Origin of the sequence: Sphingopyxis sp. Root154 (genome assembly GCF_001427105.1) — a bacterium.
GTDB lineage: Bacteria > Pseudomonadota > Alphaproteobacteria > Sphingomonadales > Sphingomonadaceae > Sphingopyxis.
The window spans coordinates 644,739-669,623 of the sequence record NZ_LMGI01000002.1 but is presented as its reverse complement, the minus strand read 5'-3'; the positions used below and the strand labels follow the sequence as shown (position 1 = coordinate 669,623).

Below are 24,885 nucleotides of genomic sequence, written 5' to 3'. Positions count from 1 at the left end.
GCCAACCGCGTCGCGTTGCGCGTTCTTTCGCATCAGATCGGCGTCCCGAAAAAAACGGCGCCCGCCGATCGGAACCGGGCGGGCGCCAGATGAAGATCTCTGGTTTCCTGAAAGGAAAGAGCTCTCCTGGGTCGCAGGGCGCGGATAGCCTCGCGCGTCGGCCGATAATTGTACGGCAGCGCCAAAAGACACGCTTTCGAATGGGCGCCCAAAGATTTGCAGGCTGCGATGGCAGTGTTGCCTCGCCGAATTCCGGTGCAGCGCGATCCTTAGCGCGCCGCGGCTCTGAGCCGGGCGACGACATCCTCATCGCGGATGCGGCGCCAGCGGGCCTCGACGAGGCTGTGGATCCCGAACAGGAACAGCCCCGCGGCAACGAGCATATAGAGCGTGCTGTTCTCGGTGAGCGAGGAAAGGGCGTCGCCGAGCCCCTTCACCTCGCCGGCTGCCCCGAACCAGCCCGCGCGGACCAGGGAATAGCCGATGATCGCAAAGACGATCGCGCGTGCCGCTAGCCCGGCGCGACCGACCGGAACGACCCAGGCGGGCGCCTCGGGTGCGACGCCCTTCATGAACTCAGTGGTCCATGCCTTGACCGCCTGCTGCGCAGCGCCCGCAAGGAAACCGAGCCCGATAACGCCCAGCAATGTTTCGCCGAGCGGCATGTCGAGCAGCATGCCGGCAGCCTCCTGCTCGCGCTCGCCGCCGCCGCCCGATTTGCCGGTGGCCAGCCGCAGCGCCGCCCAAGCGAGGATGAAATGCGCCAAACCGCTCGCGGCATAGCCGATGCGGATCGCTATCCCTTTCGCCTCCTGTCCCTTGCCTTCGCTGTCGAGCGCGGCACCATAGAAACGGTAGGCCCCGTAGAGCGCGAGGCCGATGGCGAGCAGCATCAGCAGCAAGGGTCCGCCGGGCATGTCGCGAACCGAGCGGAACACACCCTGCGGGCTCGCGTCGTCTGCCCCCGCGCTGGTCAGCGCGATATAGGCGAGCAGGCAATAGACGATCCCTCTTGCCAGCCACCCGGCCCGCGCGAATGTTTCGAGCCGCCGAAGTCTGTTCATCATGCCTGCTCCCTGATTGCCAACAGGGCGAACGTGCCGCGCGCGCCGCAGTTCCTTGGCGCGCGGTGAAGCGAGTTGCCTCGGTCCCGCTTCACGCGCCGTCGCTCGCCAGGCGAGCCGCGGCATGGCGATCGGATCGACGCGAAGAACCCGCGAGGGAAGGGAGGATGCCGGTCGAGGCCGCCGGCCCGTGCAAAAGTGCGACGAGCCGCGATGGCCGGAGGGAACCGGGCACGAGGTCATTCGTCACTTGAACAGGCTGGGGGTCGTCGCACACTCCGGCGACTGCCCGCCGCTCACACGATGCAAAGGAGCAGGATCATGGACAGATATGACGACCGCACCCCGCTGTGGGACTATTCGGACAACCGGGCCCCCGACGACCAACCCAGGGGCCGCTGGGATAGCGCGCGCGCCGAAGAGGCGGCGCGAACCTATGTCGCGGCCGAAGACGGCGAACGATCGCGCTACGGCAATCGCGGACGCGACGAGCGCTATGGCGATCGCTATTCGCAAAGAAGCTATTCGCGCGACGATGGGCGAACCGCGGCGACGGCGGGCAATTATGGCCGCGTTCCCCGCCGTGACGATAGCCAGGCCCCGGCTTATTCCGGTTATCGCGAGCCGCGTGGCAATTATCACGCCGATCGTGGCTTTCGTGACTATCGCGGTGCGCAAGACGAGCGCTACGCCGAAGATCGCGGCATGCGGTTCTGGCCGAGCGAATTCGGGTTTCCGCCGATCGGCTATTCCCCTTATGGCGACTATGGGCGCGCCGGGCCCGCCGGGCGAGCGGATGATGACAGCGATCATCGCGGCTTTATCGACCGTGCCGGCGACGAAGTCCTGTCGTGGTTCGGTGATCGCGACGCGCGCCATCGCCGCGAGCTCGACCACCGAGGTCGCGGCCCCAAAAATTACGCGCGTTCGGACGATCGCATTCGCGAGGATGTGAACGATCGGCTGACCGAGGACGTGTGGGTCGACGCCTCGGAAATCGAAGTCAGCGTCACCGATGGCGAGGTCACCCTCGCCGGTACGGTTGACGACCGGCGGACCAAGCGGCGCGCCGAGGATTGCGCCGATGCGGTCTCGGGCGTCAAGCATGTCCAGAACAACCTGCGCTACACCTCGGGCGTTGTCAGTCCGAAGATCGACTGACTATCTGCAAGGCCGCGGCGGGACCTCGCCCCGCCGCGGCCTTGGCCGCAATATGACGGGACTCTAAAGTCCGAAGGGAAATCTATCGCGCACACCGCGCGCGGCGCTTGGTCTCTAACCATCGACGCCCGGCGTTTCGTCATATCTGGCATGGCGGCATCTTGGGCGCGCGGATCTCGTTATCCCTTCGCCTGACGGCGCCGGGTTTCCCAACCCTTCTTCGCCGCAGCTGACCGCGATGCGTGGCTCTGATCCGCTCCGCTTTTGCGGCCGCCCTTGCGCGCCGAGGCGTGATTGTCCGGCTTGCCGCGGCCCGATCCCGACTTGTTGCCGCCGCCCGATTCCTTGTTCACCGTTGCCCAGGCGCGGCGCTCGGCCACATCCTTGCTCACGCCGCGATCCTCATATCCTTCCTCGATATGTTCGGCCTTGCGCTTCTGCTTGTCGGTGTAACTCGACTTGTCTCCTCGGGGCATGACGCTCTCCTTCGCATCCCCCTCGTCTATTCGAGAAACCGCTTTCGGTGCGCGAAGTTCCGCGCGCACGTGCCCGCGCGGCGAGGGCGGCCGGCAGGAAATCTTCGGCCCGCATCTCAGGCAGCCGCACGACGAACAGCCGCAGCGAGGGAGGGGTCAGCCAAGCTCCTGGGCCAGTCCGATGAGAAGGCCCTCGGGTCCGCGGATGTAACAGAGCCGATACACGTCCTGATAATCGACGACTTCGCCGACGAGCTCGGCACCATGCGCGCGGAGGCGCTCGAGTGTGCCGTCGATGTCGTCGACCGCGAACATGGCACGGAGATAGCCGAGCGCGTTGACAGGCGCGTTTCGGTGATCGGCGACGACTGGCGGACGGACGAAACGCGAAAGCTCGAGCCGGCTGTTGCCGTCGGGCGTGCGCATCATGGCGACCTCGACATGTTGGTCGCCGAGACCGGTGACACGGCCCGCCCATTCGCCTTCGATCGTCGCGCGCCCTTCCAGTTCGAGGCCGAGCTCGACAAAGAAATCGACCGTCGCATCGAAATCTTCGACCACGATACCCATATTGTCCATCCGCTTGACCGCCATCCGATCCGTCTCCTCGCTAGCCCCCCTCCGTCTACAGGGTCTCCCCTGGTCGAACAACGGCGGTCCTCGCGCTTTTCGATGCGCGGGCGCGCGGCGGCATCGGGGTCGGATCGGCATCCGGCGCCAAGGAAAAGGCCGAAAAGAGGCGAGGGCGGGTCGGCGGAACTTCGGGCGGCAGGCGGTGTTGCTGGATGGCGGGGGGACGACATTTCGGGATGGAGGTTCGCATGAAACGCCCATATATTTTATCCCTCGCTCTCATTCTCGCCGCGTGCGGCGGACCCGATGAAACGGCCCCGACCGAAACACCGACCGTAGCCGACGCGACGGTCCCCGAAAGCGACGCCGCGCCGCCGGTCGCCGTCGCGCCGGTCGACGCGGCAGGCTATATCGCCAAGGCGGGCGCCGGCGATCTCTGGGAAATCGAGTCGTCCAAGGCATTGCTGGCCAAATCGACCAACGCCGAGGTGAAGAAATTCGCGCAGATGATGATCGACAATCATGGCCAGTCGACCGCGAAGGTGAAGGCAGCAGCCACCGAGGCCAAACTGACCGTCGCGCCGCCCAAGCTCGATGGCGATCAGCAGAAGATGCTCGACGAGATCAAGGCCGCCGATGCGGCAGGCATCGATGCCGTCTATATCGCGCACCAGAAGACGGCGCATGATGCGGCGCTTGCCTTGCACCAGGGCTATGCCGCGAGTGGCGACACCGAGAGCCTCAAAAAGGCGGCGGGCGAGATCGTGCCCGTCGTCGAGGCACATCGAGCCGAACTCGCGAAGCTGACGCCAAAAAGCTGACGCTAAATCCGAGCCGGGTGTTTGCACCCGGCTCGGGAACGGCGAGCTTTTGCGAGTCGCTAGGCAGCGCCCGCCGGTCGCTACGGACGACCTCCCGCGGCCGGTTCGAATACCGCGATCGACCGACCGCTGGCGCCAGCGAACCGTCGCTCCGCCAGCGTTCGGGGGTTGACGGTGCGCGCGGCTGCCGCCGCCGGCTCGCGGTCGGCTCTCTCGACCGCGGCACTGTGATCGCTACCTGGCTCGCGAGAACGGGCGACCTTTGGCCGATCTGAGCGTTGACAAAGCATCAGGCAAAGGAACCGACCGATGACAATGACCCTCGAGCGACTCTCCGAAAAAATGAAGGACATCGATTTTGCGATGCTTGCGACAATTGCCCCAGGCGGCGCGACCGGATCGCGCCCGATGAGCAACAATCGCGAAGTGGATTATGATGGGGACGCGTGGTTCTTTACCGACGAAAGCGCGCAGATGGTCGCCGACATCGCCGCGAATCCGGTGGTCAATCTGGCCTATCAGGGAAAATCGGCACTGCTCGGCCATCGGCCTTTCTTCGCAGCGATTGAGGGGCATGGAGAGCTGATCCGCGACAAGCAGGCATTCGCGGAGCATTGGACCAAGGGGCTCGAACGCTGGTGGCCGGATGGGATCGAAACCCCGGGCATCGTGCTAATCAAGGTGAACGGGAAGCGCGCGCATTATTGGGACGGCGAGGATGAGGGCGAGCTGCTGCTTTCCTCCTGAGCAGCCAGGCATTGTCAGAAAAAAACTTCGACGTGGCGCAGCGCAGTACAAGCCGGATCCACATCCGCTCGCCAGTCGTTCAACCAGGAGCCCAATGGATGTCGACGGGCAGTTCCGTCCCCGCGAGTGCGCGTCCGATCGGATAGGGCGAGGCTTTTCCTTGCTTGATAGCGGTCTCGATCACGGCGCGCTTGTCGTCGCCCTTTACGGCGATCATGAGGGCGCGCGCCGTGGTGATCGCAGCCAGGCTGAGTGTGACGCGCGGAACTGGCGCTTCTCGCGGCATCGGGTCGGGCAATACGCCCAGAGCCCGTCGCTCCTTTGGCCCGTTCACGGCTTCGTCGAAATCTGGCCCCGCGAAAATCGAAGCTGCATGCCCGTCAGTCCCAACTTCCAGAAGACAAAGGTCGAGCGGCCAGTGCAAATCCTGCATCAGGGCATCGGCTGAGCGTCCGGCCGCCTTGTAGTCGGCGATCGCGTTGGGAACGATCGGAATGACGCGTGCACCCTTCGGTAGGAAATATTTCGCAAGCACCGTTACGTTGCTGAGTGGATCGCCGAGCGGGACGATGCGCTCATCCCCGGGAACGATCGTGACGCGCTTCCATTCCAGCTTCGTGGCTGCAAGCTTCTCGTAAATCGGGATCGGTGTCGTTCCGCCGGCAAGCGCGATTACCGCAGCGCCGCGCGCCTCGATCGCGCTTTCGATAATGAAGCCGATATCGCCTGCGACCGCGGCCGCCATCTCGGCAGCATCGTCATATTCCCACCATTCGACTTCTTCGCTCACATGCTTTTCCTTGAATAGCCTCAGCCAAACGCAGTGCCGCATCGAAGGCTACGCGGCGCCCGGTTCGACGGCCTCTATTCGCTGTTATGCTCGGCCGCCAGCAGGGACGCGGAATTAGGCAATCGAGCTGGCCGGAATGGCGAGCCCGCATGGGCTGCCGGCAACCGTATCGGACCTCTGACGTTATCCCTTTAGTCAAACTTGGGAGAGCCACGATGAAACGGATCTTTGTAATTCTCGCCGCCACCTCGACCCTCGCACTCGGCGCTTGCCAAAGCCCGGCCGCGGACAAGGTCGAGGATCAAGCCGAAGCGCAGGCGGAAGTGATCGACGATCAGGCCGATGCCATGCCGGAAGGCGCGGCGAAGGAGGCGATGGAACAGAAGGCTGATGTCGTCGAAGAGCAGGGCGAAGAAAAGGCCAATGCCATGGACGACAAGGGCGAGATCGCCCCGTCCGAATCGGGTGTTGGCGACACCCAGAAGAAATAAGTGTGCCTCCCCTAAAGGGCAGGGTGAAGGGCGCCGGCATCGGCGCCCTTTTTCGTTTGTCTCGTCCGTTCGCCTTCGGCAGCTTGCCGTCCGTGATACCACCCGTTAGTCTAGGAAAAACAGGCGCACATCCGTCGATCGCGGTGGCACTGTGAAAGGAAGACCCCGCCGATGGAGCGGAGCCTCCCCCTTCTCTCACAATGGCTACGCAAGAGAAGCCTACAGACCAGCTGGATGGCACCGCCGGCCTTCACAAACGATGATATAAATTGGTCATTGGCTGTCAATGTCGGACGAAGGCCCGGGGATGATGGCGGTCGATAATATCGAGCGCCATGGCGGGGACAGCTTTAACCGCCGGGAAAAATTGCGGCGGACCGTTTCCGGACGTCTTGAACCCGGGTTTGGCCGACCTAATTATTTTCACCGGACGCCAATTCGGGTCCGGCTGGACATGGAGAGCGCCGGCTCTGCGTTTCCGGCGCGTCTCATGCCCATGTCGCTTCAATAGGAGGATCTGGAAATGAGGAATGCATTTGATTTTACCCCCTATCGCCGTTCGACCGTCGGCTTCGACCGGCTTTTCGACCTGCTCGAGACGGGCATGCGGGCCGACGCGCCCGATCCCTATCCGCCCTTCGATATCGAGATGGACGGCGAGGACAGCTACCGCATCACGCTCGCCGTCGCAGGGTTCCGGCCCAACGAGATCGACATCGTCGCGCAGCAGAACCTGCTCAGCATTTCGGGCAAGCGCGCCGAAGATGAGGACACGGGCCGTTACCTCCACCGCGGTATCGCCGCCCGCGCGTTCGAGCGGCGCTTCCAGCTCGCCGACTATATCGAGGTCGGCGAAGCGCGCTTCGACCACGGCCTGCTCAGCGTAGATCTGAAACGCGTCGTGCCCGAGGCGATGAAGCCGCGGAAGATCGCGATTGCCGGGCCGTCCGGCACGGGCCGGCGCATCGAGGCGCCGCAGCGCGAAGCGCCGGAAAACGAGACGCCGGGCAACGAGGCGGCGAAAGACGGGCTGCACGAAGCCGTTTGAAGCAATAAGGAATGGCGGCGCATCGCGCGCGTCGCCATTCCCGCAGATGGGCGCGCGCGAGCCCAGGCGAACCGGAAAGGGGAGGGAGTGACGAGCGGTCTGATTGCGATAGCGAACGAGTTCTTGGAGGCCGATATCGCGCCGCTCGGGGCCGAACTCTTTTCGCTTCGCGATGCCGCCGGCCGCGAGATGATGACCGACGCCGATCCGCGCTGGTGGACGGGGCGCGCGCCGCTGCTTTTTCCGATCGTCGGCCGGCTGGCGGGCGATCGCTATCGCCTGGGCGCGGCCGAATATGCGCTGCCGCAGCATGGTTTCGCGCGCCGCCGCGAATTCGCGCTGATCGACAAGCAGCCGTCGCGCGCCCGCTTTCGCCTCGAGGCCGATGCCGAGACGCGTGCCGTCTATCCCTTCGCATTCGAACTCATCGTCGATTTCGCGCTTGAGGGAGCGGCGCTCGCAATCTGTGTCACCGTCGCCAATCGCGGCGACGAGGATATGCCGTTCAGCTTCGGCTTTCATCCGGCCTTCGCCTGGCCTCTCCCATTCGGCGCACGCGCCGACGCGCACCGCATCCGCTTCGATACCGACGAGCCCGCGCCCGTTCGCCGGGTCGCGCCGGGTACGGGCCTGATCGGCCCCGGCACCGAGCCCTCGCCGGTGTCGGGGCGAGAGCTTGCGCCCGCTTCCGGCATGTTCGAACGCGACGCCTTGATATGGGATCGGCTCGCGAGTCGGGGGCTGTCTTGGGGCGCCGACGGGACGCCAGGCCTGCGCATCGAATATCCCGACACGCCATGGCTTGCGTTGTGGCAGAAGCCGGGCGCCCATTATCTTTGCATCGAGCCATGGGCCGGAATGGCGGACCCGCTCGGCTTTACTGGCGAGATCTGGGAGAAACCCGGCATCATGCGGCTGCGTCCGGCGCAGCAGCGCCAATTCCGCCTGCGGATCGCGATCGCGCTTGCTCCTTAGCTCCGGCCTCTCGGATCGATCAGCGGATCGCCACGGCGCCGCATAAGAAAATGGTGGTGACCAGACGCCGCTTCGCATCAGGAATTTCGGGTATTGCCGCCAAGCGGGCATTACGCGCCCTCGGTCGAGAGGACCTTGGTGGACGCGTTCGATTTTCCTTGGGGTTTGGGCTGAGAAATCAGGCCGGGCGATCGAAGGCCTCGGCTATGAAATCCCGGCCAAGCTGCAAGCCTACCGGATCGACGCTGTGCGCTACCCCGTAGGATATGTGCGTTTTGACGTCGACGCCAAGTCGCTTGAGCTCGCTCTCGGACATATGCAGCGCCGCGATCGGCACCACCGGGTCGGCAGTTCCGTGCACCAGCAGCACCGGCGGTTTCGCGAAATCACCATGTCCGAGCCCGGCCGTCTCCGCGAGCATTCCCGAATAGCCGACCACGGCAGCGACCGCTCGCGGTCGGCGCAGGGCGACATGAAGCGCCATCATCGTTCCTTGGCTGAAACCGACCAGCGCGAGGTCCGCATCGGTCAATCCATATTGAGCGAGCTTGCGGTCGATAAAGGCGTGGATAGCGGGAGCGGCCGACGCCGCGCCCGCCGCCAGCGCCGACGGCGCAAAGCCTGACAGGCCCCACCACTGATAGCCCGCACCCATCATTCCGCAGCGCTGCGGCGCGTGCGGCGCAAGGAATAATGTACCGGGAAGGGCATCCTGCCACTGCGGTGCCAGCGAGATCATGTCGGCGCCGCTCGAACCGAAGCCGTGAAACAGCAAGACGATCTTCTCGGGTGCAGTGCCGGAGCGCGGCTGCAGGCTGGCGCCGTTGACTATCTTGGACAAAGTTTTTCTCTTGGTTCCGTTGGAGCTCGTCTGGCGGGGTCGCCGTGACGGGACGGCAAGACTAGGGTCATTGCATAGGTAGAAAGGCCGAGGGCGCTTTCCCACCCGGCGCCGGATATTTTCGCTCGCATGGGACAAGGAAAGGGGTTTCGTTCCGAGATGCCGGCGGAGGCCGCATTTGGCGTGGTGGAATGGAAGGTCGCCGCGCCGTTCTGATAGGCCCTTCATTTTTCGGCCGGCGAGCAAGTGCGCGCGGCCTAACGGATCGACCCCCGAGGCCAGAGAAGGAACCGCGCGGCGCGCCGGGCGTAACGGCAGGGCAATCAAGTGCTGCGTTCTGGAGGGTCGATTGACCGAAGCTGCGAAGATCGAGCCCGCTCGCGGGCTGCATGGCACGGTGGTGCCCCGCATCGCGATAATCGCGATTGTCACGCTTCTGCTGGCTGCCTGCGACCGGTTCCCCAGCGATCCCGAACAGAGCTTGGAGAGCATTCGGTCGCGCGGCACGATCCGGCTCGGAGCTCCGGAGAATATTCCGCCCGAAGCGTCCGCGCTTCTGCGGCGGCTAGAAAAGGAAACTGGCGCGCGGACGCTGCGCAGGTCGGGCGAAATCGAGCCGTTGTTGCAAGCCGTCGAAGATGGCGACATCGACCTCGTGATTGCGCCGTTCCGCAAGGATACGCCTTCAGCCACCGCCAACGCCCTGTCGCCGCCGATCCGGACCGACGGAAGGGGCGACAAGGCGATCGAGTGGCGCGCCGCCATGCCGAGCGGCGAGAATCGCTGGATATCGCTCGTCGAAGTCAATGCACGGCAAGTCGCCGGGAGGGCGAAATGAGCGCGCCGACCGTGACGACCGGCGAAACGCTGCCGCCGCCATTGCTCGAAACCCTCAAGCGCGCCGAGCGCCTCGAATATTGGAACATCTTCTGGACGATCACGATCGTCATCGTGATGGGGCTGGTGCTCGGGCAGAGCCAGACGATGAAGACCGCGTGGATCGAGGACACGCTCGGGCTCGTCCCGCCGATCGCCTTCCTGATCGCGGCGAAAATGGAACGCAGGGGCCACAAGTCCCACAAATTTCCTTTCGGGTTCGAGCGGGTCAACGGCCTCGGCTTCTTTCTCGCGGCGGTCGCACTCGCCGCCACCGGCGCGCTTCTGCTCTGGGATTCGGCCATGACGCTGGTCAAGGCCGAGCATGCGACAGTCGGCACCGTGCGCCTCTTCGGCCAGGATATCTGGCTGGGCTGGCTGATGATCGGCGCACAATTCTACGCGATGATCCCGCCGATGATCATCGGCCGCAAGGAACTGCCGCTAGCCGAAGAGCTTGCCGACAAGCTGCTCCATACCGACGCGCTGATGAACAAGGCGAACTGGATGACGGGCGCCGCAGGTATCGCTGGCATCGTCGGCCTGGGTCTGGGCTGGTGGTGGGCGGACTCGGTTGCTGCCGCCTTCATCTCGTTCGACATCCTGCATGATGGCCTGAAGGCGATTCGATCTTCCACCGCCGAGTTGGTCGACGGCACCCCGCGCGGCCTTTCGAGCCCCGCGATTTCGGAAGAAGCGGAAGCTTTGCAGGCCATGCTCGAAGAGCGCTATCCCGGTGCGTCGATCCGCCTGCGCGAAACGGGCCGGCTCATTCGCGCCGAAGTGCATGGGTGCCATGCACCCGAGCCATATCCCGGTACCGCCGACCATTGGCCGGGTAAGGTTGAACGAAGCTGGCGGCTTGCCCAGATCAGTTTTGTACCGGTGGAATCCAATCGCAGTGAGCCCGAGGGGACGCGCTAAAGTCTTTGCCGCCGCGTCGCCGCCAGCAGCCGCTTGACGTGCGCCGCGACGCTTTCGGGATCATAGGGCCGCTGAAGGTGCGGGCCCTCATCGCATAAATGACCCGCCGCCTTGGCCGCCGAATCGATGTTGCCCGCAAGGACCACGTCGACATCGGGATAATGGTCCCTGACCCAGATCCGCAGCTCGAATGCGTTATATCGCCCCGGCAGCTCGGCATCTGCCAGCAGCGCGTCGATCCTCAAGGCGCCTTCCTCGAGCGCTATGACAACCTCGTCGGACGTCGCCGCCTCGAATACCTTGTAGCCGCAGTGCCGCAGATATTCGGCAAGCGCGTTGCGGATCAGGACGTCGGCGTCCGCGACGATCAGGCACCGTGGTTCTGGGAGCTCTTCTGCCATGGATCTCCTATCAGCCTTGCGATCAAGCCGGCGAGCGCTTCGATGGTATAGGGCTTTGCAAGAAATTCGTCGGCCGGATGGGATTGGGATTTGAACAGGTCCGCCGAGCAGACGATCACGGGGCGAGCGGGCGCCAGCGATTTCGAGCGGCGCGTCAGTTCCATCCCGTCGATGGCGCCGGGCATGCGAACATCGGTGATGATCAGGTCGATGACCTGACCGGACATGAGAATTTCGAAGCCCTCATCGCCGTCTGCGGCTTCCAGCACCTGATATCCGATCTCGCGAAGGGAATCGGCCAGCATGAACCGGATGAGAAACTCATCTTCGACGACGAGTATCGTTTGTGCACCCACCTTCGGTCCTCATCCACAATCCGAACCAGCGGCTCCGATTGGACCCGCACCTCGCCGCATTGTGGATGAGAGCTAAACGTCTGTCGATAAAGGCAGGTTCCGAAGCGCCGCCAGCGGGCGAAGAAATGGCCAGCGACGATCGCGAGTCCAAGCTGGCTCGGCGTCTCATCGGCGACTGTCGAATGTCGCGATGGCGTTCGTTGCCCGTCGGCATGGCCCTCTCAGCGGAGCCAACGGCGGCGCTTAATCCTTCCTCCGCCGTTAGCGGCTGCCGCCGACGGGGGCGTCAGCACCGGTCTTCGGGCCGTGATCGGTGCGGATAGGCTTGTGGCCGCCGCCCGCCTGCGGATCATCGTCATAATCCTCGGGATTACCGCCGCCGCCGGCTCCCGCGCCGCTGCCGGTAACCGGGCCGCTGCCTTGCTTGTTCGCTCGCTTGCCGCGGTTTTGCGCGGCGGTGACGTCGCCATCCTCGCGCTCGCCGACCGGATAATCTTCGGGCTGCGCGGTGCCGACATTGTCGCGGTCTTCGACCTTCTCCTGTTTGCGCGACCCGGGGGTAGGCGCGCGCGGTTCCTTGTCGGGGCGGGCATCGCCAAGCGGGCCGCGGGGAGTGGTATCGCTCATCTTCATTCTCCTTTGGTCGTGCGCGATCAGGCGGCGGCGAAGCCGGCCTTGTTCATCTCGGCGGTGACATGCCTGTTGCCTTCGGCGCCGAGCGCGGCGCGCAGGCGCGGGAAGAGCTCGCTTTCCTCCTGTTCGATATGCGTCTCGATATCCGCGCGGAATTCGCGGATCTTGGCGATCCATGTGGGATCGTCGTTTGCGATCTCGCTGAGATCGTGAAGATATTGCTTCACATAACCATGGTCGTGCACGAGCTGGTCGGCATCCTCGACCTGGCCATGGTCGCGCATCGCCGGATAGACGACATTCTCCTCCTCGAATGCATGCTTGCCGAGCGCATGCTTGAGCTGGGTGAGCAGCATGCCGCGCTTCCACGTCTGCGTCGCGTCGGTCTTCTCGATCGCATCGAAGAGCCTGAGCGTCAGCCGGTGCTCGGCCTTGAGGCCTTCGTCCCACTCGCCTTGTGCGGCGGTAATCCCCTGGACCACCGCCTTACGGCCGAAATTGGCGGCGAGACCGACGACGAAGCCTGCCGCGGCGGCGCCGAGAAGAAAGGCGGGGCTCTTGCTACTGGACAGAATATTGGTCGACATGATCGGCTCCTTCGGTCTGGATCAGGGATGTTCGAGCCGCGTCTCGACGCGGATCAGCGAGACCGCGGTGCGTCGCGGCTGCGTCAGCATGAAATGCGTTGCCACTGCGATATCCTCGGCGCGGAGCATCTTGCTCGCGTGGATCAGCTCTTTCTGCTTCTCGGGCGGGAACTCGGGATATTGGAAGTCGGCGCCGGTGAAGCCCGGTTCGATAAGCCCCACCTTGATATCCTCCTCGGCGAGCTCCTTGCGGAACGCCGGCACGAAGCCCTCGATGCCGGCCTTCGCGGCCACATAGATCGAGCTGCCGGGCTTTTGCGATACTGCCGACATCGATCCGATGAAGATGATATCGCTCCCGCTTTCCATACGCCGCGCGGCTTCCTGCGCGCAGATGAGATAGGCGCTGAAATCGGTCTCGAGCTGGTAGCGTGTCTCGCTCTCACCCGAATCGGCAAGCGCAGCCGCGGGAACAGCGGCGTTGATGACCGCGATGTCGATACCGCCGAGAAAATCGGTAGCGGCGTCGAAAAATCGGTCGACATCTTGCGGGATCGAGAGGTCGACATTGATGCCGTCGCCGTGACCGACTTCGCCGATGCGCTGCAACGCATCGTCGAGATGCTCGGGCGTCCGCCCGCAGATGAAGACCTTCACGCCTTCGCTCGCAAGCAGCACCGCGATCGCGCGGCCGATCCCCGTCGTGCCGCCGGTCACGATCGCCCTGCGCCCCTTGAGATCGGGTGCCTCGGTATGCGCGTCGCTTTCGTCGATCATCGTGCGTCCTCTCCGGTTCGAGCGGGGAGCGAACGGGCCGGGGCCAGCAAGGAGAGCCGCGGTGCCCGCTCCCCTTCGTCTACTGACGCCCGTCGATAGTCGGGGTTCCMCCCCGGCCGCCGGTGCGCGAAAAATATCTGAGACGTCGAAACACGCGCGTCGCCGCGCAGCTTTCCCGACGCTCTCTCTTCGATGGGGAATTCATTCGGGAAAAAAGAAGCGTCATGCATGATCGTCGAACCGATGCTGTTCGCACGCGTCTCCGGCTTGAGGATGTGCAACAATCGCCGCTCGCGTGCTGAAATCTGGCGCGGCGACGAGACCAAGCGCATCGGGTGCGAGGACGAGCATCGGGACGCGAAGACGCGCGTAGAGGCTGGACCGGACGGGCGGGGCGCGGCTCATCGGGCGGCCCCGCCGGTCGGATCGTTACGCGCACCATCGCGCGCGACGATCCAGAAAGGCGCAGGGTCGGCCGCGGCCTTCACCAGCTGGCAGAGCGGCTCGCCGTCGGCGAGCAAGAGCGCTCGTCGCCCTTCGGCTTCGCCCATCGCGATCTCGAGCGCCGCCGCCGGGCTCTCGGCCTCGAACTCGATCCGCTTCGGCAGGCCGAGCGCATCCTCTTCATAGCGTAGCGTGTAGGTGCGCCGCCGGCCCTTGCCGGTCACCGGTGCCTGTTCCGCGATCGCTTCGCCAGCGAAGCGCAAAGTCTCCCTCGCCATGACTGCGCGCTCAATAGGCTGGCGGGTCGCTGGCGGGGAAGGATTCGTCGGCCGCCTGGTCGATGCGGTCCCACGTCCGGCGCGGCTGAGAGCGCATCCCGCCCGGACCCGCCGAGCGCGTCTGGTCGAAGTTCTCGGGGTCGGTCTCGTTGTCGGCAAAGGCCGTCGCATGGTCATCCTGCTTCGGCGGCTCGCCCGGCTGCCTGCGCGTAAACCATACGAGCGCCCCCAGTACCGCGACGCCGAGGAGCTTGCCGAAACCCGATGTCCTCGTCCCGTCCGCGCGGGATGCTGCTGTCCTGGCCATGATCCAATCTCCTTCCTTCGTTCAAAAAATTACGGTGCCGAAATCATCCTGCCGGCTCCGTGGGCGTGGTAGTCTTGCGCGCCCACTTCGTGCCGATTGTCTGCGACCTTTGCCCATTCTCAGGCCTCCCAGCGCAACACGAGGCGGCCGCTCGCGGGCACCAGATAGTCGATCCGGTCGGCGCTCGTCGCATGGGGGCGCAGCACGTCGCCATCGACCGTCGCCACATGGGTGCGCGGAAGCTTGCGGCGCTTTGCACGCACGAAGCTCAGCCGCGCCGTACAGGTCTCGCCGCCGTCGAGCGTGACCGACAGCGCCTTCGTATCGGTGCGCTCGCTCGCGCGGACGAAATGATCGCAATAGAGGAGGAAGGGGGCGCCTTCGACCTTGTGGAACGACCGGGTCGCGAACACGAACGCCGCGCCGGCGCCGTAAATCTCCTGCCCGACCTGGCCCGCTTCCTGCCCGTCGGGATAGAGATCCTCGAGCGGGAAGGAGAGCTTGCGGTCGATATGACCATTATGCTCGCGCTGTTCCTTCGCGATCGCCTGCGGCGGGAGCGCATCTGGATAGTAGAACCAGGCGCGGTCGAGCGCATATTTGCAATATTCCGCGATCAGCATCCGCGCCGCGGGCTCGAGGTCGGGGCCGCTGTCGTCCAGATAATGTTCGAACGCCGAGAAGCTGTCGAAGCATTCGTAAATCGCCATATAGGGTGCGTCCTGGAGGCAGGTCACCCCGAGGAAATTGCGGTAGTGGACCGCGTGGCCGAGCTCGCTTTCCCATATCTCGCAATTGTGGAAGAAGCTTGCGAGATAGACATAGCTCTGGTCGCGATAGACGTCGCGGTCGGTGATCCGCCACAGCCGCATGCACGCCGCGGCGCCCCAGGCGGTGAGATTGGCCTGATAGTTGATGCCGAAGCCAAGGCCGATCGCCGCATCGATCGCAGCGCGCGCCTCGTCGAGATAGCGCTTGTCGTCGGTGAGGTCGAACGCCTGCAGCATCACCCAGGCATAGACGCCGCCGACGTCGGTCTGCCCGCGCCCGTCGGCGCCTGCGGTCTCGGTGATCACCGAGAAGTCGGTGATCTTGTACTGGATCGGCCATTTATAGTCGAAATGGCGCGCCGCCTTGATCGCATAGTCCATCGACTTCAGGAACAGCGTCCTGGCCTGCTTGTCGCCGCCGTGGGCGAGGCGGCCGAGATTGAGGAGCGGGTGGTAAAGATACCAGCTGTCGACCGCATCGGCATCCTTGTCGTCTCCGACATTGGGCAGATAGCGCCGCAATGTCTTCAGTTTCGGATCCCAGAATTTGTTCAGCCCTGACTTGAACTCGGCCTCGAGCGGGTGTGGCTCGCCCTGCCATTTGCCCCAGTCGTGGATCGCCTGGACGATCGACATCTGCACCATGATGTCGGGATATTCGGCCGCCGTATAGGGATGCACATAGCGATGCCCGTAATGGCGGATCGTCGCCTCGGGCGCGCTGTCCAGATCGTCGAGCGTGCGGCCCGCGCGATTGATCCAGTCGCGAAACTCGGTCGGCGGCAGGTCGAGAAGCTGGTACGCGCCACCGAGCATCTGGAGGAAGTGGCGCGCGCAGTCGCGTTCGTCGCTCGGCCCGTCGGGGCGGCACAGCAGGATCGCGTCGGAAAGGATGATCTCCTTGCCGGCAGCGAGCGGTTCTGTCCCGGTTCCGGCGCCTTGGTCGGGGGTCGGAAGGAGAAAGCCGAGCTCGGGCCACTCGCCGCCGACGACATCTTCGGGCTTCGTGCCTGTCGCGCGGCAATAATCGTTGAGCGCGGTCAGATTCTGGAAATAGAAAAAGCTGCCCGCTGCCGGATCGTCGAGCTGAAAATAGAGAAGGCCCGTGTTGAGGCCGCGCTGTACCGCATGAACGCGGCCGCGCGCACCGAGAGGCTCATCATGGCGATCGAGAGGATAGAGATCGCGGGGCACGAAAGGGAGCCGTGTCGGCACGCTGGGCGTGAAGCGCGTGATGAGGCGGAAATAGGGCAGCGTCCGCGCGCCGGACTTCACCGAGACGATATGTACGCCAAGCCCGCTCGTGACGCGAATACGGGCGATCTCGCCAAGCTCGGGCCTCATCGCCCTGGCGACGGTCTCGCCGGCCCATGCTGCGGCGCGAAGCGCAATCCCGCCCTGGCCCGGTCGGCGAACGATCAACCAGAGGGCATCGCCGAGAATGCGCACCTCGGCGGCGAGTTCGCCTGCGGTGAAGGCCGCCAGTGGCTTGCCGCGCATGCGCGCGAACGCGTCGCCGAGAGTAAGGAGATAGGGGGTGACCGGCGCGGTGCCGTCTTGAAGCGCGCTCGATTTCATGCGGGTCGTTCCCTGCTGGACGTCTCATTTCTGCCGATTTTGTTCCCTGTTAAGGCGCGACAGAGGCAAATGTTCCCGGCGCTTGATCGAGGTTAATCATATTGTCCTCGCGGCGCCCCGGAGACCAAAAGCCGCTTTGGGAATATGGGTGATGCGGCACGCGAGATCGGCTTCGCCCGAGGCAACGACATAATGATCGCCGGCATCGGCGATGCCGGTCGTGAACACGACATCACGCACATAGAGCTTGTCCTCAAGCGGCCGCGTGAGTTCGGGGTCGGCCTCGAGCAGCGGTGCATGTTCGGTGCGCACGACGCACGCCGGGTCGTCGCGGTCTAGAAGCGACCAATAGGTTCGGTAGATGCCGACGATCTCCTTGGGCTCGACCCCGTGCCAAAGGCTCAGCCAGCCATCGTCGGTGAGGATGGGCGGGGTCCCGCCGCCGATCCGCGCCGTCGCCACGGTATCGGCATGCGGGCGGATGCCCGGCGCGCGATGGGGTTTCCAGTGAAGCGCGTCGGGCGAAGTGGCGAGGTTTATCGAGGGGCCCGCCCGCCACGCCGATCCGGGCGGATAGGCGAAATAGAGATCGCCGAGCGGGCGCGTCTGCGCCCAATACCGGCCGTCGATCCGGCCCTCGAAGATCAGCATGTCCTTGTTCTGATGGTCGAGAACGATATCCTCGAAAGTCCAGTCGAGGCCGTTATCCGAGCTGTAGAGCGTCGTCGAATGCCGCTCGGGGCTTACCGAGCAGCTCGTCATCAGCCAGCGATCGCCGACACGACTGATCCGCGCATCCTCGACGCCGTAGCATTGAAAATCGCCCGCGGGCGCGATCGCGCGATCATAATGGACCGCAACCACCTCGAGGCCGTCGGGTGACAGCTCGACCGGGAGAAGCCAGGACAGGGAGGTCAGCGCCATCACCCGCCACTTGCCGCCGCGGACCATGAACTTGCGAGGGTCGGAGGTGTCGCACAGATCGAGCGGCCAAGCGTCGAGGAGATATCGACCCTCGGCCCAGCGTATGCAGTGGACATGGCCATCGAATATCGGGCTACGGAGCGCCTCGGCCACGCGCACCAGCATCAGCAGATTGCCGCTCGCGAGCCGCGTCAGCCCGGGATTGAAGGCGCCGAGCACATAGGTCTCGGCATCGAAATGGCCCGCGAGCGGCGAGCGCGACAGATCGACATCGTCGGGGCCGAAGATGAGACGGTCGACAGCAAAACCCATTGTCGGTTCCTTCCCGTTGGAGGCGGCGGCACGCTGGCCGATGCCGCTATCAAGTCGCGGCGCGCGGCATCGTTCCGCAGCACCGCGGCGTGGAACTATCGGCAGTGCCGATCGATTGCTTTGGTGTCCTTGGCGACCGCCAGGGATGATGATCCCCCCATCAGGAGCATTTTCCGCCATGAAGCAACTCGTCGCCTTCGATCTCGATGGAACCCTTGCCGAGAGCAAGCAGCCGCTCGAGCCCGAGATGGGCGAGACGCTGGCCGATCTGCTTGGCGTCGCCGACGTCGCGGTGATCTCTGGCGGCGACTGGCCGCAGTTCGACAAGCAGGTGGCGAGCCGGCTCCCCCCGCGCGCCGACCGCGCGCGCCTGTGGCTGATGCCGACGACGGGAACAAAACTCTATACGCACAGCGTGAATGGCTGGCAGCCCGTCTATGCCGAACTCTTCGAGGACGGGCAAAAGCGCGACATCCTCGAAGCGTTCGATGCGGCACTCGCCGCGACGGGGTTCGTGCCCGAGGACGTGTGGGGCGAGCGCATCGAGGATCGCGGCAGCCAGATAACCTTTTCGGCGCTCGGCCAGCAGGCGCCGATCCATGCCAAGGAGATCTGGGATCCCGATTTTGCGAAGCGCAAGATCATCCAGGCCGACCTGCGCAGGCGCCTGCCGGGGCTCTCGATCAACATGGGCGGAGCGACCTCTATCGATATCACGCGCGAGGGTGTCGACAAGGGTTATGGCCTCGCGAAGCTTCGCGATGCGAGCGGTATCGCGCTGGATGACATGCTATTCATCGGCGACGCCATCTTTCCCGGCGGCAATGATTATCCGGCTCTGGAACTCGGGCTCGACACGGTGCGCGTTCGCGACCCGCAGGAAACGCTTGCGGTCATCGCAGCGATCGTCGCATGCCAAAGACCAGCCCGGCTTTGACCGTTCGTTGAGCGCCGGGGCCCAACAACGATCGCTTAGCCGGGCTGCGGCCCCGGGATATCTGCCGCGGGCGCGCCCGGCTCGTTGGAGCGCGGTGCGCGCATCCGGGCGAGGCGATCAAGCACAGCGCTCCAATAGTCGATTTCGCCTTGTGCGGAGCGCTCGCGAGACCAGCTAATTTGCTGTTCGACGACGCTCTCGGCCCGGTCGGCGTAGCGCTGCCTTACGTCGGTGGCTGCGGCCCAAATCATATGCTCCGAACAGGATGACATCTGCCATCTCCATTAACGATCAAGCCCCGTTCGCAGAGAATTTCCGATTCCTAAATCGACCGACGGCGGCGGTTGGTTCCGCGCCGCGCGCATGCTCTTTGCTTGTCGGTGTCGTCGATGACCGAATTCGATGAATGCCGCGGCCTTCGGGCGTATTCCGGCCGCGGCAGACGCCGCCCGTAGCAGGCAGACGCGGGGGCGGACGCGGCTATCTGCCTCGGCCGCCAGGAGTGACGATCTCCGGTCCGGCGCACCGGCAGTCAAATCGTCAGCGATTGAAACGGGTAAGCCCCGTCGCATTTCTGCGGCGGGGCTTTCCTAAAGTCCGTCCGAAGACAGGACTTAAATTCTGACCATATTTTCATATGGAGAGGTTAATGAAACACGCGGGCTCCGGCTTTGGTTCCCGCGCCGCGCATCCGGTATGAATTTTCCTCGATTTTATGCGGACATGCCGCGGGCCGTCTTTCTGTGCCGGGTCGAGCCTTGAGCGACGGCCCGTTTTTGCATAAAATCACCTGGCTGCCGAAGGATGCGCGAGTCTTATCGCGCCCCGGTGGCTGGTCGCAACGAGGGTGGAGCATGCCATGCACCGCTTCTATCTGGTAATCAGGCCTGCCGGAGGTGCCGGCACCCGGCGTGTCGCGCTTGACGCCGCCGATAGCGACCACGCGCTCCATCTTGCCGAGGGGCACGCCCGCGGCGCGGACGTCGAGCTTTGGGATGGCGACCGCATGCTCGCGAAAATGGGAGCGAGTACGCCGCACCTCTGGACGGTGCCGCCCGCGCCGGTCGGCATTGCGTCAGGCGTCGCCGCCGGCTTCGAAGGGATCGGGAAGGCCGGTGACGGGATCGCGATGAGGCAGGGGTAGCGCTGTCATTCGGGCGCGGGTTTGGGCCGAGGGTGCCTCGGTGCAAATATCCCAGTTCATCCCATCGGGATAGGCGCCCACAACCTGGAAATCTTCGCTGCCCGCGACGCGGCGGTGCCCGGTCCCGACCGGGAGCAAGAGCGCGTCGCCGGCCTGCACGTCGATGCTTTTGCCGCCGGGGCCGCCGAGCTGGAGCGTGGCAAAGCCGGCAAAGACGCCGAGCGCTTCGTGCGTCGTCGAGTGATAATGATGATAGTCGAATATCGTATCGCGCCACTGCGGCCGCCAGCCATGGTCAGCGAAGCGCTGTTCAAAGGCTTCGGCAGCTTTCCTGCCTTCGGCTCTGACCGCGCCGCGGTAGAGGAGGACGGGGAGCCGCTCGTTGTTCGGAACCCAGCCCTGCTGGTGGAGGATGAAGGCTTCGGCTTGGGTCATGATATCTTCTTTTTGGTTTTTCGGCCCGGGGCGTCGCCGAGTTCGACCCATACCGGGGTGTGATCGCTCGTTTTTTCCCAGCCGCGCGGGCGAAGGTCGACTTCGGCAGCCGCAAGGCGTTTCGTCGCGGGCTTATTGAGCAGCAGATGGTCGATGCGGATGCCCGCGTTGCGTTCGAAGCTTTGGCGCCAGTAGTGCCAGAAGGTATAAATGGTCTCCTTGGGGTGGAGATGGCGGATCGCGTCGACCCACCCCTGGTCAAGGAGGCGCCGGTAGGCGGCCTTTGCTTCGGTCGCGAAGAGCGCGTCGTCCTTCCAGCGCTCGGGCTTGTAGACGTCGACTTCGGTCGGGATGACATTGAAGTCGCCCGCGACGACGACGGGCGCCTTGAGGTTGACGAGCGAGCGGAGGTGCGCATGAAGTCGCTCCATCCAGTCGAGCTTGTAATCGAACTTGGGGCCAGGGCAGGGGTTGCCGTTGGGGAGATACAGGCCGGCGACGAGAATGCCGCCGACCGCTGCCTCGACATATCGGCTCTGCTCATCCTTGGGATCCCCGGGCAAACCGCGGCGCGTCTCGTGGATCTCGCCGACGCGGCTCAGGAGCGCGACGCCGTTCCACCGGCTCTGGCCGTGCCAGATCGCCTGATAGCCCGCTGCCTCGATCGCGGCCTTCGGGAATGCTTCCTGCGGCGCCTTGAGTTCCTGCAGCACGACGATGTCGGGCTCGGCAAGCGCGAGCCAGCGGAGCAGCACGGGCAGTCGGCCGCTGATCCCGTTCACATTGTAGGTCGCGATCTTCACAGGGCCGGGAGCTCCCGGTCGGCGGCGCCGCCCCAGCCGGCCGACGCTTGCGGTTGAGCGCGGTAGAACAGAGTTCCGGTATCGCCGCGTTCGCTCCGGAGGGTTCGCTTGTTGCGGCAGGAGGCGGGGGAGCGGATCATGGAGTCTCTACTCGACGAGGCCGCCTTCGTTCCCCGGCCGGGGCAAGCTGCGTTGCTGCAACCCGCGCGGCGCGCAGGCGTTGACCGAGGATAAACGAAGGAGTGGATCATGGCCGACGACAAGACGCATGTGGGATCGCCCGACCGCGACAGGATCAGCCTCGGCGAAGACTATGAAGTGCGCGACTGGACGCAGGGCCTCGGCGTGAGCGAAGCAGAACTGCGCGAAGCAGTCGACGCCGTCGGCCATTCCGCGGATGCTGTGCGCGCCTATCTGAAGAAATCCTGATGGCAGGCGACTTCGACCGCGCCGCGACTGCACCGGTCGAGCGCGTCGCCCGCACGCTCGCGGCCCACGCGCTGAGCAAAAATGGCGAGGGCGACATGGCATCGGCAGCAGAAGCGGTCGATGCGCTGTGGCCCGACCATGCCGATGCGGCGCTCGCGGTGCTGCGGACACTGCGCGAGCCGAGCGGTCGCATGCTTGCCGTCGGCGATGCGGCCGTCTGGGACCGGATGATCCGCGCCGCGATCGAGGACGAGACGATTTCCGAAAGCTGAAGCGCTGGCCGGAACTGTCCCGCGGGACCGTCCGTTAGGACAGGCGAAAAAAAGCAGGGGACAAAAGCATGTGGAGCGTCTGGAGAAAAGGAAACGGCGATGGCGACCGCGACTTTCTCCGCCACGACGGAGAAATGGGCCGGTTGATTGCCGCCTATGACTGGTCGGAGACCGTGCTCGGGCCAATCAGCGGCTGGTCCCCGAGCCTGAAAGCCATCGTTGCCTTCCTCATCCATTCGCCGGTGCCAATGGTCATGCTCTGGGGCAAACCCGGCACGATGATCTACAACGACGGCTATTCGGTTTTCGCCGGCGAAAATCATCCGCGCATCCTCGGTTTGCCCGTTCGCAAGGCCTGGCCCGAGGTCGCCGATTTTAACGACAATGTCATGAAAGTCGGCCTCGCCGGCGGCACGCTTGCCTACAAGGATCATCTGCTCCAGCTCGACCGTACCGGCGGGCTCGAGGACGTCTGGATGAATCTCGACTACTCCCCGGTTTTCGGTGACGACGGCACACCGGCGGGCGTGCTCGCGATCGTCGTCGAGACCAGCGAAGCAATCAAGGCGGCCGTGGCGCTGCGCGAAAGCGAGGCGCGGCTGCGTTTCCTCGATGCCCTCGGGCGCCAGACGATGACGATTACGGATGCTGACGAAATATTGGCGACGACCACCCGGATGGTCGGCGAGGAACTGGGTGTCTCGATCTGCGCCTATGCCGATATGGACGAGGATGGCGATGGCTTTTCGATCCGCGGCGACTGGGCGGCCGAAGGCTCGGCCTCGATCGTCGGCCATTATCGACTCTCGGACTTCGGCGACCTCGCTGTGCGGAACCTGAATGCGGGCGAGCCGCTCGTTGTTCACAACAATAGCACCGAACTGCCCGCTGCTGCGGCGGCGACCTTTCGCGATATCGGCATCGCGGCGACGATCTGCATGCCTTTGGTGAAAGAAGGGCGGCTCACCGCCCTGATGGCGATCCATCACCGCGACCCGCATGTCTGGAGCGACAATGAGCTCGCGCTCATCCGCGATGTGACCGACCGGAGCTGGGCGCATATCGAGCGCGTCGGCACCGAGGAGGAACTGCGCAAGACCGCCGAACGGCTGCGCGATCTTAACGAAACGCTCGAGATGCGCGTTGCCGACCGTACCGCGGCGCTTGAGCGCAGCCAGACCCAGTTCCGCCTGCTCGTGCAGGGGGTTACCGACTATGCCATCTACATGCTCGACGGCGAAGGCCATGTTTCGAGCTGGAATGCCGGGGCCGAGCGGATCAAGGGCTATCGCCCCGATGAAATCATCGGACGCCATTTCTCTTCCTTCTACCAGGAGACCGACCGCGCGGCGCAGGAACCGGAGCGAGCCCTGGACACGGCTCGGCGCGAAGGCCGCTTTGCCGCCGAGGGCTGGCGGATCCGCAAGGATGGAACGCGCTTTCGCGCGAGCGTCGTGATCGATGCGATCCACGACGACGACGGCACGCTGATCGGCTTTGCCAAGATCACCCGCGACATCTCCGAGCGCGAAGAGGCCCAGCACGAGCTCGAGCTGGCGCGCGAGGCGCTGTTTCAGTCGCAGAAGCTCGAGGCAATCGGTCAACTCACCGGCGGGATCGCGCATGACTTCAACAATCTCCTGATGGCGATCCGAAGCGGCCTCGAACTGCTACGCAAACGGTCCGATCTCGAACCCCAGGCGGCGAAGCTTCTCGACAATTGCCTCCTGGCAACAGATCGCGGCGCCGCGCTCACCCAGCGCATGCTCGCTTTTGCGCGGCGCCAGGAACTCTCGACCGAGGCGGTCGTGTTGCCGCAGCTCGTTGGCGGCATGATGGAATTGCTGCAGCGTGCGCTCGGGCCCGCATTCATCATCGAGACGAGCTTTCCCGCCGGGCTCGCGGCGGTCGCTGCCGACGTCAACCAGCTCGAAATGGCGCTTCTGAACCTCGCGGTCAACGCCCGTGACGCGATGCCGGGCGGCGGTGCGATCGCAATCGGCGCGGTCGAGCAGGATGTCCGGCGCGGCGCGGTCGCGGATCTCGCGCCGGGTCGTTATGTCCGGCTGTCGGTGGCCGACAATGGCGCGGGCATGGACGCCGCTACGCTCGCGCGCGCCGCCGATCCTTTTTTCACCACGAAGGGCATCGGCAAGGGCACCGGTCTCGGCCTGTCGATGGTCCATGGTTTCGCGCAGCAGATCGGCGGCGCGCTGCAGATGGAGAGCGAGGTCGGACGCGGTACGAGCGCGCATATCTGGCTGCCATTGAGCGACGAGAAAACCGGCACTGCGTTGCCTGACGCCCAGCCTGCCGAAGCGGCGCAGACCGCGAGCCGACGTATCCTCGTCGTCGACGACGATGCGATCATCCTCATGAACACCGCCGCGCTGCTCGAGGATCTCGGCCACCAGGTGGTCGAAGCGGGATCGGGCGACGAAGCGCTCGAGCTGCTTCGCGCGCATCCCGATATCGCGATCCTGATCACCGACCAGGCGATGCCCGGCATGACGGGCAGCGAATTGATCGCCGCCGCGCGCGCCGAGCGTCCTGCGCTCCCGGTCATTCTCGCCACCGGTTATGGCGAGACCCCTGCCGACGTGGCGCAGGGACTACAGCGCCTCGGCAAGCCCTTCGGGCAGATGGAGCTCGAACGCGCGGTCGCGCAGGCGGCGGGGTGACGGAGCGCTGCGGGGGCACGGGAGACGATC

29 protein-coding genes are annotated in these 24,885 nt (G+C 64.7%); 12 read left to right on the top strand and 17 right to left on the bottom strand.

From position 1 onward, the window contains the following. Positions 1 to 269: 269 nt before the first annotated feature. The gene (locus tag ASD73_RS08935; protein WP_056371596.1) at positions 270 to 1,067 is read right to left on the bottom strand and encodes a DUF1206 domain-containing protein; all 798 of its coding nucleotides are present in this window, start codon (positions 1,065 to 1,067) and stop codon (positions 270 to 272) included. Positions 1,068 to 1,385: 318 nt separating this feature from the next. On the opposite strand from ASD73_RS08935, the gene ASD73_RS08930 reads away from it, so the two are divergent. Continuing rightward, positions 1,386 to 2,225, top strand: a complete 840-nt coding sequence (locus tag ASD73_RS08930) for a BON domain-containing protein (RefSeq protein WP_200934915.1) — start codon at positions 1,386 to 1,388, stop codon at positions 2,223 to 2,225. Between the two features lie 179 nt (positions 2,226 to 2,404). On the opposite strand, the gene ASD73_RS08925 is transcribed toward ASD73_RS08930, so the two are convergent. After that, a complete protein-coding gene (locus ASD73_RS08925) occupies positions 2,405 to 2,701 on the bottom strand; it encodes a hypothetical protein (protein WP_056371594.1) in 297 nt (98 codons plus the stop codon). A gap of 156 nt (positions 2,702 to 2,857) precedes the next feature. Next, positions 2,858 to 3,295: a VOC family protein gene (locus ASD73_RS08920; RefSeq protein WP_056371592.1), complete on the bottom strand. Its 438-nt coding sequence runs from the start codon at positions 3,293 to 3,295 to the stop codon at positions 2,858 to 2,860. A gap of 227 nt (positions 3,296 to 3,522) precedes the next feature. Here ASD73_RS08920 and ASD73_RS08915 point away from each other — a divergent pair, with 227 nt between their 5' ends. Further along, a complete protein-coding gene (locus ASD73_RS08915) occupies positions 3,523 to 4,095 on the top strand; it encodes a DUF4142 domain-containing protein (RefSeq protein ID WP_156377336.1) in 573 nt (190 codons plus the stop codon). 309 nt (positions 4,096 to 4,404) lie between these two features. Next, positions 4,405 to 4,842, top strand: a complete 438-nt coding sequence (locus ASD73_RS08905) for a pyridoxamine 5'-phosphate oxidase family protein (protein ID WP_056371587.1) — start codon at positions 4,405 to 4,407, stop codon at positions 4,840 to 4,842. Between the two features lie 79 nt (positions 4,843 to 4,921). Here ASD73_RS08905 and pgl read toward each other — a convergent pair whose 3' ends face one another. After that, on the bottom strand, positions 4,922 to 5,674 hold the full coding sequence (gene pgl, locus ASD73_RS08900) for a 6-phosphogluconolactonase (protein ID WP_056371585.1): 753 nt from the start codon (positions 5,672 to 5,674) through the stop codon (positions 4,922 to 4,924). A 173-nt stretch (positions 5,675 to 5,847) separates the two neighbouring features. Here pgl and ASD73_RS08895 point away from each other — a divergent pair, with 173 nt between their 5' ends. From ASD73_RS08895 to ASD73_RS08885, 3 genes are all read left to right on the top strand, one after another. Next, on the top strand, positions 5,848 to 6,123 hold the full coding sequence (locus ASD73_RS08895) for a hypothetical protein (RefSeq protein ID WP_056371584.1): 276 nt from the start codon (positions 5,848 to 5,850) through the stop codon (positions 6,121 to 6,123). 523 nt (positions 6,124 to 6,646) lie between these two features. Beyond that, entirely contained in the window at positions 6,647 to 7,171 is a 525-nt protein-coding gene (locus ASD73_RS08890) for an Hsp20 family protein (RefSeq protein WP_056371581.1), read from the top strand. Positions 7,172 to 7,258: 87 nt separating this feature from the next. After that, the gene (locus ASD73_RS08885) at positions 7,259 to 8,146 is read left to right on the top strand and encodes an aldose 1-epimerase family protein (RefSeq protein WP_056371579.1); all 888 of its coding nucleotides are present in this window, start codon (positions 7,259 to 7,261) and stop codon (positions 8,144 to 8,146) included. A gap of 178 nt (positions 8,147 to 8,324) precedes the next feature. Here ASD73_RS08885 and ASD73_RS08880 read toward each other — a convergent pair whose 3' ends face one another. Beyond that, positions 8,325 to 8,987, bottom strand: a complete 663-nt coding sequence (locus ASD73_RS08880) for an alpha/beta hydrolase (protein ID WP_056371577.1) — start codon at positions 8,985 to 8,987, stop codon at positions 8,325 to 8,327. A gap of 178 nt (positions 8,988 to 9,165) precedes the next feature. On the opposite strand from ASD73_RS08880, the gene ASD73_RS08875 reads away from it, so the two are divergent. Both ASD73_RS08875 and ASD73_RS08870 read left to right on the top strand, forming a co-directional pair. Beyond that, positions 9,166 to 9,825, top strand: coding sequence for a hypothetical protein (locus ASD73_RS08875; protein WP_162248133.1), 660 nt, complete (start codon positions 9,166 to 9,168; stop codon positions 9,823 to 9,825). Next, complete coding sequence (locus ASD73_RS08870; RefSeq protein ID WP_056371573.1) at positions 9,822 to 10,787, top strand: cation transporter; 966 nt, start codon at positions 9,822 to 9,824, stop codon at positions 10,785 to 10,787. The genes ASD73_RS08875 and ASD73_RS08870 overlap by 4 nt, the downstream gene beginning before the upstream one ends. Here ASD73_RS08870 and ASD73_RS08865 read toward each other — a convergent pair. The 9 genes from ASD73_RS08865 to ASD73_RS08825 form a co-directional block, all read right to left on the bottom strand. After that, a complete protein-coding gene (locus tag ASD73_RS08865; RefSeq protein WP_056371572.1) occupies positions 10,784 to 11,188 on the bottom strand; it encodes a response regulator in 405 nt (134 codons plus the stop codon). The two genes, ASD73_RS08870 and ASD73_RS08865, sit on opposite strands and share 4 nt — an antisense overlap. Beyond that, on the bottom strand, positions 11,155 to 11,544 hold the full coding sequence (locus tag ASD73_RS08860; RefSeq protein ID WP_056371570.1) for a response regulator: 390 nt from the start codon (positions 11,542 to 11,544) through the stop codon (positions 11,155 to 11,157). The genes ASD73_RS08865 and ASD73_RS08860 overlap by 34 nt, the downstream gene beginning before the upstream one ends. Before the next feature lie 261 nt (positions 11,545 to 11,805). Beyond that, the gene (locus tag ASD73_RS08855; protein WP_156377335.1) at positions 11,806 to 12,171 is read right to left on the bottom strand and encodes a hypothetical protein; all 366 of its coding nucleotides are present in this window, start codon (positions 12,169 to 12,171) and stop codon (positions 11,806 to 11,808) included. Between the two features lie 26 nt (positions 12,172 to 12,197). Then, positions 12,198 to 12,764 (bottom strand): hemerythrin domain-containing protein, encoded by a 567-nt coding sequence (locus ASD73_RS08850; RefSeq protein WP_056371566.1) that lies wholly within the window; start codon positions 12,762 to 12,764, stop codon positions 12,198 to 12,200. Positions 12,765 to 12,785: 21 nt separating this feature from the next. After that, positions 12,786 to 13,541: an SDR family oxidoreductase gene (locus tag ASD73_RS08845; protein ID WP_056371564.1), complete on the bottom strand. Its 756-nt coding sequence runs from the start codon at positions 13,539 to 13,541 to the stop codon at positions 12,786 to 12,788. 401 nt (positions 13,542 to 13,942) lie between these two features. Beyond that, positions 13,943 to 14,263: a hypothetical protein gene (locus tag ASD73_RS08840; RefSeq protein ID WP_156377334.1), complete on the bottom strand. Its 321-nt coding sequence runs from the start codon at positions 14,261 to 14,263 to the stop codon at positions 13,943 to 13,945. Positions 14,264 to 14,273: 10 nt separating this feature from the next. Next, on the bottom strand, positions 14,274 to 14,570 hold the full coding sequence (locus ASD73_RS08835) for a hypothetical protein (RefSeq protein WP_056371561.1): 297 nt from the start codon (positions 14,568 to 14,570) through the stop codon (positions 14,274 to 14,276). A gap of 119 nt (positions 14,571 to 14,689) precedes the next feature. Continuing rightward, positions 14,690 to 16,918 carry a hypothetical protein gene (locus tag ASD73_RS08830; protein WP_056371559.1) on the bottom strand — a complete coding sequence of 743 codons (2,229 nt, stop codon included), beginning with the start codon at positions 16,916 to 16,918 and terminating at the stop codon, positions 14,690 to 14,692. Between the two features lie 96 nt (positions 16,919 to 17,014). Further along, positions 17,015 to 18,154 (bottom strand): glycosidase, encoded by a 1,140-nt coding sequence (locus ASD73_RS08825; protein WP_056371557.1) that lies wholly within the window; start codon positions 18,152 to 18,154, stop codon positions 17,015 to 17,017. Positions 18,155 to 18,332: 178 nt separating this feature from the next. On the opposite strand from ASD73_RS08825, the gene ASD73_RS08820 reads away from it, so the two are divergent. After that, on the top strand, positions 18,333 to 19,091 hold the full coding sequence (locus tag ASD73_RS08820; protein WP_056371555.1) for an HAD-IIB family hydrolase: 759 nt from the start codon (positions 18,333 to 18,335) through the stop codon (positions 19,089 to 19,091). Between the two features lie 646 nt (positions 19,092 to 19,737). On the opposite strand, the gene ASD73_RS23170 is transcribed toward ASD73_RS08820, so the two are convergent. The 3 genes from ASD73_RS23170 to xth form a co-directional block, all read right to left on the bottom strand. Beyond that, a complete protein-coding gene (locus ASD73_RS23170) occupies positions 19,738 to 20,058 on the bottom strand; it encodes a hypothetical protein (protein WP_156407319.1) in 321 nt (106 codons plus the stop codon). A 108-nt stretch (positions 20,059 to 20,166) separates the two neighbouring features. Then, positions 20,167 to 20,670 (bottom strand): hypothetical protein, encoded by a 504-nt coding sequence (locus tag ASD73_RS08810; RefSeq protein ID WP_056371551.1) that lies wholly within the window; start codon positions 20,668 to 20,670, stop codon positions 20,167 to 20,169. Further along, a complete protein-coding gene (gene xth, locus ASD73_RS08805; RefSeq protein ID WP_056371549.1) occupies positions 20,667 to 21,473 on the bottom strand; it encodes an exodeoxyribonuclease III in 807 nt (268 codons plus the stop codon). The genes ASD73_RS08810 and xth overlap by 4 nt, the downstream gene beginning before the upstream one ends. Before the next feature lie 249 nt (positions 21,474 to 21,722). Between xth and ASD73_RS08800 the strand changes: the two genes are divergently transcribed. The 3 genes from ASD73_RS08800 to ASD73_RS08790 all read left to right on the top strand — a co-directional run bounded on the left by ASD73_RS08800 (position 21,723) and on the right by ASD73_RS08790 (position 24,855). Continuing rightward, positions 21,723 to 21,902, top strand: a complete 180-nt coding sequence (locus ASD73_RS08800; RefSeq protein WP_056371548.1) for a DUF3606 domain-containing protein — start codon at positions 21,723 to 21,725, stop codon at positions 21,900 to 21,902. After that, complete coding sequence (locus tag ASD73_RS08795) at positions 21,902 to 22,174, top strand: hypothetical protein (protein WP_056371546.1); 273 nt, start codon at positions 21,902 to 21,904, stop codon at positions 22,172 to 22,174. Before ASD73_RS08800 ends, ASD73_RS08795 begins: the two co-directional genes overlap by 1 nt. A 68-nt stretch (positions 22,175 to 22,242) precedes the next feature. Further along, on the top strand, positions 22,243 to 24,855 hold the full coding sequence (locus tag ASD73_RS08790) for a PAS domain S-box protein (RefSeq protein WP_056371544.1): 2,613 nt from the start codon (positions 22,243 to 22,245) through the stop codon (positions 24,853 to 24,855). Positions 24,856 to 24,885: the final 30 nt, after the last annotated feature.